General features: G+C 27.5%; 15 protein-coding genes. 6 read left to right on the top strand and 9 right to left on the bottom strand.

Annotated features, from left to right (window positions below):
• Positions 1-275 precede the first annotated feature (275 nt).
• From Q1J76_RS10435 to Q1J76_RS10420, 4 genes are read left to right on the top strand one after another with little or no spacing between them, the layout of a single operon-like run.
• Positions 276-539 carry a YtxH domain-containing protein gene (locus tag Q1J76_RS10435; protein ID WP_300370013.1) on the top strand — a complete coding sequence of 88 codons (264 nt, stop codon included), beginning with the start codon at positions 276-278 and terminating at the stop codon, positions 537-539.
• A gap of 6 nt (positions 540-545) precedes the next feature.
• Positions 546-956, top strand: a complete 411-nt coding sequence (locus Q1J76_RS10430) for a DUF948 domain-containing protein (RefSeq protein ID WP_300370012.1) — start codon at positions 546-548, stop codon at positions 954-956.
• 20 nt (positions 957-976) lie between these two features.
• On the top strand, positions 977-2,053 hold the full coding sequence (locus Q1J76_RS10425) for a peptidylprolyl isomerase (protein WP_300370011.1): 1,077 nt from the start codon (positions 977-979) through the stop codon (positions 2,051-2,053).
• Positions 2,054-2,071: 18 nt separating this feature from the next.
• A complete protein-coding gene (locus Q1J76_RS10420) occupies positions 2,072-2,941 on the top strand; it encodes a hypothetical protein (RefSeq protein ID WP_300370010.1) in 870 nt (289 codons plus the stop codon).
• A 2-nt stretch (positions 2,942-2,943) separates the two neighbouring features.
• Here Q1J76_RS10420 and Q1J76_RS10415 read toward each other — a convergent pair whose 3' ends face one another.
• A complete protein-coding gene (locus tag Q1J76_RS10415; RefSeq protein WP_300370009.1) occupies positions 2,944-3,681 on the bottom strand; it encodes a site-2 protease family protein in 738 nt (245 codons plus the stop codon).
• 177 nt (positions 3,682-3,858) lie between these two features.
• Here Q1J76_RS10415 and Q1J76_RS10410 point away from each other — a divergent pair, with 177 nt between their 5' ends.
• The gene (locus Q1J76_RS10410) at positions 3,859-4,860 is read left to right on the top strand and encodes a P1 family peptidase (protein WP_300370008.1); all 1,002 of its coding nucleotides are present in this window, start codon (positions 3,859-3,861) and stop codon (positions 4,858-4,860) included.
• Positions 4,861-5,065: 205 nt separating this feature from the next.
• Positions 5,066-5,125 carry a hypothetical protein gene (locus Q1J76_RS10405; protein WP_300370015.1) on the top strand — a complete coding sequence of 20 codons (60 nt, stop codon included), beginning with the start codon at positions 5,066-5,068 and terminating at the stop codon, positions 5,123-5,125.
• Between the two features lie 288 nt (positions 5,126-5,413).
• On the opposite strand, the gene ftsH is transcribed toward Q1J76_RS10405, so the two are convergent.
• The 8 genes from ftsH to mreC form a co-directional block, all read right to left on the bottom strand.
• Positions 5,414-7,534: an ATP-dependent zinc metalloprotease FtsH gene (ftsH, locus tag Q1J76_RS10400; RefSeq protein ID WP_300370007.1), complete on the bottom strand. Its 2,121-nt coding sequence runs from the start codon at positions 7,532-7,534 to the stop codon at positions 5,414-5,416.
• Positions 7,535-7,597: 63 nt separating this feature from the next.
• On the bottom strand, positions 7,598-8,278 hold the full coding sequence (locus tag Q1J76_RS10395) for an NlpC/P60 family protein (protein WP_300370006.1): 681 nt from the start codon (positions 8,276-8,278) through the stop codon (positions 7,598-7,600).
• A gap of 74 nt (positions 8,279-8,352) precedes the next feature.
• Positions 8,353-8,949 carry an NlpC/P60 family protein gene (locus Q1J76_RS10390; protein ID WP_300370005.1) on the bottom strand — a complete coding sequence of 199 codons (597 nt, stop codon included), beginning with the start codon at positions 8,947-8,949 and terminating at the stop codon, positions 8,353-8,355.
• A gap of 79 nt (positions 8,950-9,028) precedes the next feature.
• Positions 9,029-9,349 carry a hypothetical protein gene (locus Q1J76_RS10385; RefSeq protein ID WP_300370014.1) on the bottom strand — a complete coding sequence of 107 codons (321 nt, stop codon included), beginning with the start codon at positions 9,347-9,349 and terminating at the stop codon, positions 9,029-9,031.
• A gap of 551 nt (positions 9,350-9,900) precedes the next feature.
• Positions 9,901-10,920 carry a hypothetical protein gene (locus Q1J76_RS10380; RefSeq protein ID WP_300370004.1) on the bottom strand — a complete coding sequence of 340 codons (1,020 nt, stop codon included), beginning with the start codon at positions 10,918-10,920 and terminating at the stop codon, positions 9,901-9,903.
• A gap of 102 nt (positions 10,921-11,022) precedes the next feature.
• Positions 11,023-11,568 carry a class IV adenylate cyclase gene (cyaB, locus tag Q1J76_RS10375; protein ID WP_300370003.1) on the bottom strand — a complete coding sequence of 182 codons (546 nt, stop codon included), beginning with the start codon at positions 11,566-11,568 and terminating at the stop codon, positions 11,023-11,025.
• A 5-nt stretch (positions 11,569-11,573) separates the two neighbouring features.
• Entirely contained in the window at positions 11,574-12,113 is a 540-nt protein-coding gene (gene mreD, locus Q1J76_RS10370) for a rod shape-determining protein MreD (RefSeq protein WP_300370002.1), read from the bottom strand.
• On the bottom strand, positions 12,110-13,003 hold the full coding sequence (gene mreC, locus Q1J76_RS10365; protein ID WP_300370001.1) for a rod shape-determining protein MreC: 894 nt from the start codon (positions 13,001-13,003) through the stop codon (positions 12,110-12,112). Before mreC ends, mreD begins: the two co-directional genes overlap by 4 nt.
• Between the last annotated feature and the right edge of the window lie 19 nt (positions 13,004-13,022).

Raw genomic sequence — 13,022 nt, 5'->3', positions numbered from 1 at the left:
GAAACATTTTCATTTATTTATTAAAGAATGTCAATTTCGCTTTAATACTCCAAAAGTTGAAAAACAATTAGAAATAGTATATAATTTAGCAAAGAAGGAGTTTTTTTAGTTATCTAGGACAGCCCCTACTTTTATATAAAAAAACAATATTAGCATTTATTTTTTATTACTTTTTATAAGAAAATAAGTTTTATAAAAGACTTTTATTTGGTTGACAAAAATGTAAATTAAATTTAATATTAAAATAAGTTATGTAACTAGGAGGATATTATATTATGTCTAAAGAAGTATCAGGTATGTTTTCATTTTTATTAGGTGTAACAGCTGGTGTAGCATTGGGAGTATTATTTGCTCCAAAAGCAGGAGAGGAAACTAGAGAAGATATTAAAGAAACTATGGATAATATCAAATACAAAGTAGATGATATTTATCATAGAAGTGTATTAAAAACTTCAGAATTAGTTGAAAAAGGCAAAGAGAAAACTAATGATTTTATCGAAAAAAGAAAGAAAAGATCTTCTGAAGAGGTAGAAGAATAATAAAATATGCAAGATATTACATTTCAAATAAATGTTATAGCTATATCTTTAGCTTTCATAGCAATATCTATATTGATATTAGTATTAGCTATATTTTTTGTTTTACTTGCTGGATATTTTAGATTTACTAATAGATTTGACAGAATACTTGAGAATGTTGAATCTATTAGTGAAAAAATTAATGGCATTGCAAATACTATTAATGATGAAACAAATAAAGTAAAAACGACATTAGATAATATACATGAGTCTTTTAATAGTTTATCTACTAGTATTAGTAATTTTAGCAGCATAACTGAAAATATATCTAATAATTTTAGTATTATTAATATATTCAAATCTATATTTTCCCTATTTAAAGGTAAAAATAATAGAAAAGATGATTTCACTGAAAATGATGATGAAGATTATGAATGATAATTAGGAATTGTTTTACTATGATGAAAAAAATATTTTTAGCACTTTTATTTACAATTATATCAAGTTTATTTTTGTATTCAGAGGATACAAATTGGGTAATAAGAATAAGAGATTCTCAAGGTAATGTAAAAAAACTTATGACTGTTCAGGATTGTTTGTCTGAGATATCAAATCTTACAGTTTTAAGGGGAGCTCCTAATGATGCTGTGAATTTACTTCTTACAAATGAATTTCAATTATGGCAATTTTCTTCCCAAATTATAGAGCAGGAACTTGTATATCTTAAAGCTGTTGAAGAGGGTTATGATAAAGATGAAGAAGTTCTTAAACTAATTTCCAAAGAGAGAGATAATCAATTATCTCAGCTTTATATGCAGGAAAAAGTAAGCGATGATTTTGCCGTAGTTACAGATGCAGAAAAAAGAAAATTCTTTAATGATAATAGAGCTAAAATACAGGCATCTGTAGGACCTAATGTTACTTATGAGCAAATAGCTATGGAAATAGAAACTACTATTTTGCAAGAGCGTATGCGTAATGAATATGATAAGATATTAGAATCAGCAAAAACTAATTATAATTTGAAATATTCTGTTACTGCTGATCCTTGTATTACAATAGAAGATAAAACAGTTCCGTTATCTGAATTCAATGATATGTTTAATGAATCTTTAAAACAGGCTGGAGCTAATATCCCTGCTGCTTTGAGAATTCAGGCTAGAGATGGTATGTTTAAAGCTTTTGTAGCCCGTGAAGTTATGATGTATGAAGCTAAAAAATCAGGTTTTTATGATACTCCTCAGGCAAAGTCTATAGAAAATTTCCTTACTAGAAGTGCCGTTACAGCAAATTATATAGATAAAACTATAAGATCATCTATACCTAAACCTACTGAAGAAGAAATTAATTTAGCTTATGAAAAATATGGTAAAATGTATAATATAGATTCTTTACCATATGCAGATGCACAAAAAGCATTAGCTACTTTGGTAACAGAATCTAAGACACAGCAAAAGTATCAAATATTAGTTACAGATTTAAGATATAGACATAATATAGAAAAGAATCTTGATTTATTATTAAATAAAAATTGATTCAATAATTAATAAATTATGAAAAATAAATTATTGATAATATTTTTTATATTATTATTTTTTTCACAAATATCTTTTGCAAGAAGAAATGATTTTGATTTCGATATATCGCCGCATATAAATAAAAATAAAATGTTTTCTGTTGGTATAGGCGGAATATTTTCAGAATATAATTCTTGGTTTGATAACGGTCGTTTATATACTTTGGATCCATATAATCAAAATATAAGCAGAAGGGATTTATATTTTACTTTTATGCCATATTTTTCAATAAGACCGATTAAGTATTTGGAAATTGGAATATCTACTAGTTTCACATATCAAAGACAAGATTCAAGAAATGATATAACAAGTGCTACAAATATGACAGATACTTTTAATTTTGATTCTATCAATGCAACTATAAAAGCAACGCTTTTAGATTGGTATTTATCTATAGGCATTAAGGCAGGTTTCAGCTATAGTTTCATGAAAAATACACATATATATTCGGATATGAAAGATCCTTTTAATGCATATGCTACTATAATGCTTGCTGCAGTTCCAAAAGTAATACCTGTTAATTTTTTATTTGCATATACAATTGATACTAGAAATAATTTATCAAAAGATATTTTTAATATAGGTGAATTATCAGGCGGTTTGGAAATTATAACTTCTCCTTTTATTACTTTGTATACAGGAGTGACTTTTGTATTTCCATATAATAAAAAGTCTAATTTCTCATATTTAGAGCCTTTTGTTAAATTCAAGGCTACAATATCAGATTTTCTCTATATGACAGTATCATATCAGAAAGTTGTATGGGGAAAAGGATATGCACCTAATACTTCAACTTTTAATTTTTCCATAGAATATATGTTCTATTCTCCTAAATGGTGGAGATAAAACTATATAGAGAATATAATATTTATAGAGCTTCCTAATAAATATTGAGATATAGTTTGTATAAAGCCTAATATAGTTCCTAATATTCCAAAGAATAATAGTGCATATAGTATTAAGAAACCATAAGGATATATTTTATCATAAGTATCTTTACCTTTAGGTGATAGAAAAAATCTTAATATCCAACCTCCATCTAATGGAGGAAAAGGAAGTAAATTAAAGAACATAAGCATTATATTGATTATATAAAACATTAATAGCATAGTCAAAATTACAGGCATGGCATTAAGAAAAATGTTAGAGGCTATATTTGAATGCTGTTCTAACATTATTATAATTTTATATATTAAAAAAGTACCATCTACTGTTAACGTAAGTATTTTCATCACAATAAAAGAAACAGTGGCAATCATCAAATTAGCAAATGGACCAGCAAATGAAACTATAGCTTGATCTCTTTCAAGATTATTAAAATTATGAGGATTTACTGGAACAGCTTTCATCCAGCCTATAACTGGTATTCCTGTAAGAGCCGCCAATATTGGAAGTACCACACTTCCTAATATATCTATATGGGCTATAGGATTTAATGTAAGTCTTCCCATACTCATAGCTGTTCTATCTCCGAACATAAATGCAGTTCTGGCATGTGAATATTCATGAGTACTTGCAGATATGATAAATACTATATATGATATTATACCTATTGATAGTCTGCTCGAAAATATTTCATTAACCATTTTTTTATTTTTTCCTTAAAATTATTATATTTATTTTAAATATAAAAAACTTTTTAATATTTTATTATAAATTAAGTTCTTTTGCAAATTTAAATTTTTATATTAATTTAAAGTTTGCATTAATTACTATTATATTTTATAAATATATTTAAATAATATATGATATGGATATAATCTATGAGAAAGATAAATATAACAGATATAGAAAATATAAAGATAGGCAATGCTGAAAATATTGAGGCTGCTACAGGCTGTACAGTGATAATATGTGAAAGAGGAGCAGTAACTAGTTTAGATGTTAGAGGAGGTGGACCTGCTTCAAGGGAAAGCGAACTTACTAAACCTTTTGCATCTGCTGAGTTAATACATGCTGTACTACTTAGCGGCGGAAGTGCATTTGGGCTTGATGCTTCTGGCGGCGTTATGAAATATTTAGAAGAGAGGAATATTGGTTTTGATGTGGGTGTTACGAAAGTTCCTCTAGTTTGTCAGTCATGTATATTCGATTTGCGTGTTGGGGATTATAAGGTTCGTCCTGATATTAATATGGCTTATGAGGCTTGTATAAACGCTCAAAATAATAATCCTAAAATGGGTAATTATGGGGCAGGTGCTGGGGCAAGTGTAGGCAAAATATTGGGAGTTGATTATGCTATGAAGTCTGGGCTTGGTTTTTATGCTGTTCAAGTTGATGATGTAAAAGTGGGGGCTGTAGTTTCTGTTAATGCTTTTGGGGATATTTATGATTATGAAAGCGGTAAAATGATTGCTGGGCTTCTTAATGAAAATAAAGACGGTTTTAGAAGTTCTGAAGAAGAGTTAATAAAAATTACTCAAAATAAAAATTTATCTTTTAATTCAAATATTAATAATAATATAGTTACTAATACCACAATAGGTGCTGTTATAACAAATGCTAAATTTACAAAATCTCAAATGGGAAAGATAGCTTCTATGGCTCATAATGGTTTTGCTAGGACTATAAAGCCTGTTCATACAACATTAGATGGAGATAGTATTTATGCTATGAGTGTAGGGGATATTAATGCCAATCTTGATGCTGTAGGAAGTATTGCTGCTATAGTTATGGGTAAGGCTATTAATAATGCTGTGAAAAGTGCAGAGTCTTTGCATGGATTAAAATGCATTAATGATATAAAAAATAGAGGTGCTAAGTAAATAAACACTTCTATTTTTTTATTGTAGTTAAAATACAAAATAAATTTAGGGGTGGGTGGGCGGGTAGAATAAATCAATAAAAAAATAAGACTAAAAGATTCAATGAAATGATGCTTTATATGAAACCAATTTCTCAAATAACATTAATAAATCGGTTTAGAGATTTGAAGAGGATGTACTTATAAATAGAAAAGTATACATCGAAGTGCCTTTCAAAGTAGAATATTTTATAACCAAAAAATGGAAGTCTTTATTAATGTTTTAGAAGCTATGTGCGAATGGGGAGAGAAAAATATTGATGAAAGATTTATGAAATTACTAATACTCGATGTTTAGATGATAATTAAAATATTATTTACATACCCCGCCCTTTAAAATTTATTATCTAATTTCTATAAGCATTTTTATTATTTTTATTGTTTATTTATAAAAAGCATGCCCACCCTAGCTTTTATTAGTTTTTTAATGATATTTTAGAAATAGTATAAAAAATAAATAAAAAAGCTGCAGCATTAATATAATACTGCAGCCTTCAATATTAAGCAGTAAATTTTTATTCCTCAGTAGTTTTTTTCTTTTTAGTATTTGCAGAAGCTGTTTTTTTAGAAGCAGAAGTTTTCTTTACAGTTTTTACTTCTTCTTTTATAGTTTCAGCTTTTTTTAACGGTTTTATAGGAGTACTGAATACTTCCTCTTTAACACTTTTAACTTCCCCGTCCTGATAAGCAGTAGGATCTTCAAGTTCATCAGTACCTCTTTTAGGATCTTTTCCTGCATAAACTAATTTATCTTTAACTCTGTCTAATTTCACTTCACATATTCTTTCTATATCTTCTATATCAAGAGATTCTTTTTCAAATAATTCTCTAGATAAAGATTCAAATTTTTCAGCATTTTCTGCTATTAATCTTTGAGTTCTTTCATAAGCTTTCATTACAAATTTATGAACTTCTTCATCAATTTTCTGAGCAGTTTCTTCACTGTAGTCTTTATGTCTTGCAATCTCTTTACCCAAGAAAATAGGTTGTTCTTTCTGTCCGAATGATATAGGACCTAATCTGCTCATACCCCATTCGCATACCATTCTTCTAGCAAGTTCAGTAACTCTTTCTATATCATTAGAAGCACCTGTAGTTACAGAATCTTCTCCAAATTTAAACTCCTCAGCAACGCGTCCTCCAAGAAGTAAAGACATCTCATCAATAGCCTTTTTTCTTTGAAGAGTATATCTTCCGTCAGAAGGTAAAGTCCAAGTAGCCCCTAAACTTCTTCCTCTAGGCACTATAGTAACTTTATGTAAGGCATCTGTATTTTGAAGAAGTACAGCCATAAGAGTATGTCCTGCTTCATGATATGCAGTATTAAGTTTTTCTTTTTCACTTATTAATATGCTTCTTCTTTCAGGTCCCATCATAACTTTATCACGAGCCTCTTCAAAGTCTGGAAGTTCTACTCTTGATTTATCATTTCTAGCAGCAATTAAAGCAGCTTCATTAACCATATTGGCAATATCCGCTCCAGAGAAACCAGGAGTAGCTCTTGCTAAATGATACAAATCTATAGAAGGATCATGCTGTATTTTAGCCACATGTACTTTGAAAATTCCCTCTCTTCCTTTAACATCAGGTAAATCAACAACAACCTGTCTGTCAAATCTTCCCGGACGAAGTAAAGCAGGGTCTAGTACATCTGGTCTGTTAGTAGCAGCAAATATTATGATTCTAGTATCAGTATTAAAACCGTCCATTTCAACAAGCATTTGGTTTAAAGTCTGTTCTCTTTCATCATGACCGCCACCGTATCCAGCACCTCTAGTTCTTCCCACAGCATCAAGCTCATCTATGAATATTATACAAGGAGCACTTCTTTTTCCCTGTTCAAATAAATCTCTTACTCTTGAAGCACCGACACCTACAAACATCTCAACAAATTCTGAACCAGACATGCTGAAAAAAGGTACATTTGCTTCACCAGCAACAGCTTTTGCAAGTAAAGTTTTACCAGTACCTGGAGGACCTACTAAAAGTACGCCTTTAGGTATTTTAGCACCAAGTTTTGTGAATTTACTAGCATCTTTTAAAAATTGTATAACTTCTTGCAATTCCTCTTTAGCTTCTTTACATCCTTCTACATCTTTGAAAGTTACTTTTACATCTTCTTTAGTAAGAAGTCTTGCTCTGCTCTTTCCGAAACTCATAGCCCTATTATTAGAGCCTTGAACCTGTCTAAACATAAAAAACCAAAGCAGAAATCCTATCAAAAGTATAGGAAGTAAATTGACCAGTATTAAACTTAAATAACTAGGTTTTTCAGCTTCGCCTCTAACCTTTACATTATTTTCTATAAGCAAATTAACGAATCCACTTGCCGTAAATGGTATAAATGAGTAAAAGTTTATTTCTGTAATTTTCCCATTAACGGTTTCTATTGCTTTTCCGTTTCTTATATTTTGATCTACTATAGTTACCTCTTTAACTACGCCCTCTTTTACTTTCTGAACTACAGTAGAATAATCCCATTCCTGAGCTTTTATTTGTGGGGTTTTTTGAAAGTACATTATAGCCATAACTACTACCATTGTAAGAAGTAATATGATTATAATTTGATTTCCTCCGCCTCCTGCAGATTGAGGTATGTTCTGCCTTCTATTATTCTTATTTTTTTTACTACTCATGTATTCTCCAAATTATTTTTAACTTTTTATATATATAAATAAATCATCAAATATCTTATAATTCTATTGTTTAGGTATATCTAAAATAGTACCATAACTATTAAAACAATGAGATGCCAAAGATTCAACTCCTTCGCCTCTTTTAAGACGGCTGTTTATGATTTTTCCATCTTTTTTATTCAAATCTGGGTATTTCAAATTCATATATCCTATAATAAGTCCCTTACTTGTTGAAGCATGAATATATTTTACAGTTTCATCTTCTTCATCAACATCTATTACTATACCTGCATGTGTCAGCTTATCATGATTAGATGTAGTTTTATCAAACATTATTATATCACCAATATTTGGAAGAACATCTTTATATATTTTTTTATATTTTGATAATGTGGCATATATAGTTTTTACTCCTCCAGTATCTAAAATAGCCTGTTTCTCAAATACAGCTATATTAGAAGTCCAATAAACAGCAGCTACATATCCAGAACAGTCAAAACGAAAAGTTTTCTTTTCTTTTGAAGTAGGATGTACTAGTAAAGCTTTTTCATTGTATTGATAATGTTTATCCAAATAAAAATTTGCCCACTTATTTATATCTTTTCTAACCTGCTCTTTTTGTCTGTCATTTATTTCAACTCCGCTTTCATCTAATTTTTTCTGATACTCTTTATCATATCCATAAGTTTGTGCAAATGATATTGAAGATAATAACATTAAAAATATAATAATATAAAAACGCATAATACACTCTTATACATAGAAAATAATTTTATAAAAAATTGGCAAAAAGTCAAGGCAATTTACAATATTCTTTGTCAATTTGGTTTTTCAAAAATAGTACCATAACTATTAAAACAATGAGAAGCAAGTGAATATGGAGCCTCTCCTCTTCTCAAATAACTATTAATCATTTTTCCATCTTTTTTAGCCATATCAGGGTATTTCAAATTCATATATCCTAAAATAGGACCTTTACTCGTAGATGAATGTATATAAATTATAGTACCATCTTCATCTACATCGACAACTATTCCTGAATGAGTAAGTTTTTTATTTGGAGAAGTGGTACCATCAAAAAATATTATATCACCTATATTAGGAGATGTGTTTATATATATTTTATTTTCTTTTGATAATATATAATGTATATTTTCAGTAGAGCCTTGAAGTTTAACGGCTGTTTTTTCAACTGCAGTCCAATAAACTGCATTTACAAAACCAGAACAGTCAAAGTTCACTTTCTTTTTTTCCTTTGAAAAAGGATTTGTTATTGTGTCGATTTGATTATATTTGTATTTTTTGTTCATATAAAAGTTAGCCCATTTTACTATTTCAAGTCTAGTATTATCCTGATTAAATGCCTGCATACTAAATAATAACAGCATAAATATAATGAATGTATAAAAACGCATATTTTCTCCTAAAACAATGATAAATAAAATATAAACATTTATTCTTTATATAAATCGGATTTTTAATTATAAATAATAGCTACATATTATTATAATATAATTCTGTAATATTAAATTCTTTAGATTTAGACCATTTTATTCTATACTGCAAAGGGGTTATTATATTAAAAAATACTGATAAATAAGGATATGTATTTTGAAACTGCATTGATAATCTAGTTTGAAATATGAATTTACTATTTTTATTTAATTTATTTATATTAATAATTTCTATATTATTAATTTGAGATATATTTTTTACAAGAGCTTGAAAATTTGTATTTCTTGTTTCTCTCATAGTTTCAGAGTTTAGTACAACATATTCTTTTGTAAAAAAGTCATAGTATAATTTTCTATATATATATATTTCTCTAACATTTTCATCGAGAAGTAATTTTTTTTTTTTATTAAATCTATTCTAAAATTGATAAAAACTATAATTCCATTGTCTATATACTTTTTTATATTTTTATAAATGTTTTTATCATAGTGTGTTTTTACATCAGCATACAATATTCTATTATATATATAACTTCTTGAATGACTAAGTCTAAGCTCATAAGAATATAATGAAGCTGAAATAAATGTTAACAATAATAAAATAAATATATTTCTCATACTTGTTTTAAGTATATATTGAACTATATATAAGTCAATAACTACGAATATAAACAAATATCTAAGATTATTTTACTTTAAATACTTTTATATGAATATAATTATTTTGAATATATATAATCATATTTTTAAGTATTATTATTATTTTAATAAATTTGAATTTCTAAATTCTTTAATAATAATGCTTAGTAAAAAACATTGTATAAATATTTTTTATCATAATTTGTTATTTTTATTAATGATATTTTGTAATATTTGTCCATTATATCAATAATAAATTATGATATTATAATTTTAGAAAAATAAACTAGTTTCAAGTCCTATTCTGCTTTCCATTTTTCTATAAGCATATAATTGTTTTGAACGTGCATATTCATATTTTATGCCTATTGTGAATCTATATATTTCAAAACCTATTCCTGTTGATATAGAAGGAGTCCATTCATTATGAGAATCTGCGGCAGGATATCCATCTCCTTTTTTATTTCTTATGATAGTATTTATTTCATCAAGAAATGCTCCTACATAAACTCCTGTTATTAAATTCATTTCTCCCCATATAGGGAATCTTATATCAATTCCAGAATAAACATTAAATAAGTTAACTATATTGGATTTTTTAAAACCTGTTATAGCAAAAGAAGTTCCTCCATAAAATGAAAACCACCCCCATCTGTATGCAGCAGATAAATGCATTTGTTCAAAACCTTCATCTCTAAATTCTTCTTTATTTTTATCGTATAAAGTTTCATCACCAAGAATATCGCCTCCAATATGAGCACATATATGTCTTAAAGGAGCAAATCTCACTTTTAATTTATTATTAAATATATATTCAAAATATGCTTCTACTTGCATGTATGTTGAAAATAGAAAAGTTGTTCCATATAATTGATCTTTACCTGCTTTGTAGCTTCCAAAAAATAATTTTAATGAATATCCCACTCCTATTTTAAATCTATGTTTATCTCCATCTACATTAAATGCTATAGGAGCTAAATCAACTGCTAATTTAGGGCTGAAATATAATATAAGATTTGCTAAATCAAAATTTTTGTTAGGGTACAAACTTTCTATATTCAAAATATCCCCAAACCAAAAACTACTATTATAATTATCAGGATCAAGCCAAGATGAAAAATATTTATCAGTTTCATATATTCTAAGTGGATTATATCTCCATTGAACTTTTACTTTTTCTTTATAATTATCCATTTTATTTTCAAATGTATCATTATTTTCAGTATTTTGTGAATATAATTGCGTACAGAATAATACAAGAATAAAAAGTATATGATGTGATGTGTTTTTCATTGATTTCTCCGCTTATATTTATATAGGTATTCATTATATAAAAAAATATTATATTTTCAATAATTTATATTAAAAAAGAAAGTATTATACTATGAAATGATATTATCTCGAAAGAAGTTCTATATAAGGCTTAGTTTCTATCGAATTTTCATCTATACCTAATTCTTTTAAAATTGATTTTAATTTATGTACTTGATTTTCTACTGTTTCTTCAGAGTTTAAAAATTCTATTTCTATAAAGTCGCCTAAATTTTTAATTTTAGAAATTTCAACTAATGCATTTTTATATATAAAAGCATAGCCTTTTTTTTCTTTTCTCACATACTCTTTATATTTTTGTAATTTTGATAAGAAGTTAATAATAAATCTTGCCTTTTTTTTGCTTACTTTAACTTCTATTTCTTCATTAACTTCAACACCTTCTATTAATGTTCTTTCTTTTGTGCAAAAAGTATATCCACCATGTTCAGTTCTAAGTCTTATGCAGTCGCTTGTTTTTATATTGCCTTCTTTTATGCTTATTTCTTTGGCATAATAAATATCTTTTTTGAAATATTTTTTTTTGAATTTGGCATTATTTTTTAGGAAGTTTAGAATAGATTCAAAATCTTTAATATATGCTTTTATTTCAATTTCAGAATTTACCATATATCTTATTCCGTATATTCTTTAGTACTATCATCAACATGTATTTTCTGCTTATCATAAATTAAAGGAGCAACTTTTTCAAATATTATAAATAATGGAGAAGATAATATTACAGTAAGAGGTATTCCAACTAATAATTCAGATCTTATTAAAACAGCAACATTTGAAAGATCCGAATATATAGAAGTTACTAAAAATAGTGCTATTATTTTTATTAAGTATCCTACTAAAGTTACAAATATACCAGCGGCAATTTGCTTTATGAATATTCTTGTATTAAAAAATCCTACAAAAAAACCAATATTAAGAAATATCATAGCATAAGAACCGAATGTACCGCTTGACACAATATCCTGTAAAAGTCCTATTACAAAACCATATATCATTCCGTCAAAAGAACCGTATCTGAATGCTATAAATGTAAGAAATATTAATAGTAAATCAGGTTTAGCTCCAAGTGCTACTCTTATTAAGTCATAAGCTGGAGATGATTGTATAAGAAGTAAAATCAAAGTTGTAATGATAACAGTTATTGCTCTTTTCATTTTGTTTCTCCATTAGCATTAGCTTCTGTATCTTCTTCATTTGCAAGCATGATTATTTCTTGATCTGGTACTTTTTTAATAACATAAACATTTTCTAAAGTGGAGAAATTAACAGCAGGTTCAACATAGAGATCATGGAAAAGACCATAATTTTTTTTTTCAACTTTGAATATATTTCCTACTAATATGCCTTTAGGGAAAACACCTCCCATACCACTTGTAACAATTCTCTCTCCTTCTTCAACATCCATCTGCAAATCTATATACTGCAAATGAGTTTGAGTAGATTTGGGGCTTTGACCTACCATTATACCAGTAGTTCTCGAGCTTTCAAGCATTACAGATATTTGAGATCTTTGATCAACTAAAGATAATACTCTGCTGTTATATCTTCTTACCTCAACAACTTTTCCAACTAAACCTTTATATCCGTTTTGATATGATATAACAGGCATTCCTACAACTATTCCATTTGCACTTCCCTTATTAATAACTATAGTAGTATAGAAATTCTGTGGATCTTTTGATACTATTTCAGCATATTCTAAAGGATATTCATCTGTAGGAGCTTCATTTAAAAGCCCTCTAAGTCTTTCATTTTCAGCACTTAATTGTTCATATTCCAAAGCAGCACCACTCAATTCTGCAATTCTATCTCTTAATACCTGCACTTGAGTTTGTAAAGTGAATATATCTGTTATGCTGGTATAAAGATATACAAATGCCCTTGAAACACTTTTTGTGGCACTTTGAATAGGGTATACACCCAAGGCATAAATAGATTGTAAATTAAATACAAAATTACTTCTATTTAATACCATAAATATTCCTGCTACTAGATTTAGCAATATATAAAGAGTAAGTAGTTTATGTTTAAAAAAAATTTTCATTTTATGAATATCGGCTATA

This window comes from Brachyspira sp. (genome assembly GCF_029258575.1).
Lineage (GTDB): Bacteria > Spirochaetota > Brachyspiria > Brachyspirales > Brachyspiraceae > Brachyspira.
Note: the sequence above shows the minus strand (reverse complement) of the source record. Positions and strands in the feature narration are given on the sequence as shown.

Coding starts and splice junctions, on each gene's coding strand:
- Q1J76_RS10395 (WP_300370006.1), bottom strand. CDS start 8,278: ATGCGTTTTTATATTATTATATTTTTAATGTTATTATCTTCAATATCA.
- Q1J76_RS10390 (WP_300370005.1), bottom strand. CDS start 8,949: ATGCGTTTTTATACATTCATTATATTTATGCTGTTATTATTTAGTATG.
- Q1J76_RS10415 (WP_300370009.1), bottom strand. CDS start 3,681: ATGGTTAATGAAATATTTTCGAGCAGACTATCAATAGGTATAATATCA.
- mreC (WP_300370001.1), bottom strand. CDS start 13,003: ATGAAAATTTTTTTTAAACATAAACTACTTACTCTTTATATATTGCTA.
- Q1J76_RS10410 (WP_300370008.1), top strand. CDS start 3,859: ATGAGAAAGATAAATATAACAGATATAGAAAATATAAAGATAGGCAAT.
- Q1J76_RS10435 (WP_300370013.1), top strand. CDS start 276: ATGTCTAAAGAAGTATCAGGTATGTTTTCATTTTTATTAGGTGTAACA.
- Q1J76_RS10430 (WP_300370012.1), top strand. CDS start 546: ATGCAAGATATTACATTTCAAATAAATGTTATAGCTATATCTTTAGCT.
- Q1J76_RS10420 (WP_300370010.1), top strand. CDS start 2,072: ATGAAAAATAAATTATTGATAATATTTTTTATATTATTATTTTTTTCA.
- cyaB (WP_300370003.1), bottom strand. CDS start 11,568: ATGGTAAATTCTGAAATTGAAATAAAAGCATATATTAAAGATTTTGAA.
- Q1J76_RS10380 (WP_300370004.1), bottom strand. CDS start 10,920: ATGAAAAACACATCACATCATATACTTTTTATTCTTGTATTATTCTGT.
- ftsH (WP_300370007.1), bottom strand. CDS start 7,534: ATGAGTAGTAAAAAAAATAAGAATAATAGAAGGCAGAACATACCTCAA.
- mreD (WP_300370002.1), bottom strand. CDS start 12,113: ATGAAAAGAGCAATAACTGTTATCATTACAACTTTGATTTTACTTCTT.
- Q1J76_RS10425 (WP_300370011.1), top strand. CDS start 977: ATGATGAAAAAAATATTTTTAGCACTTTTATTTACAATTATATCAAGT.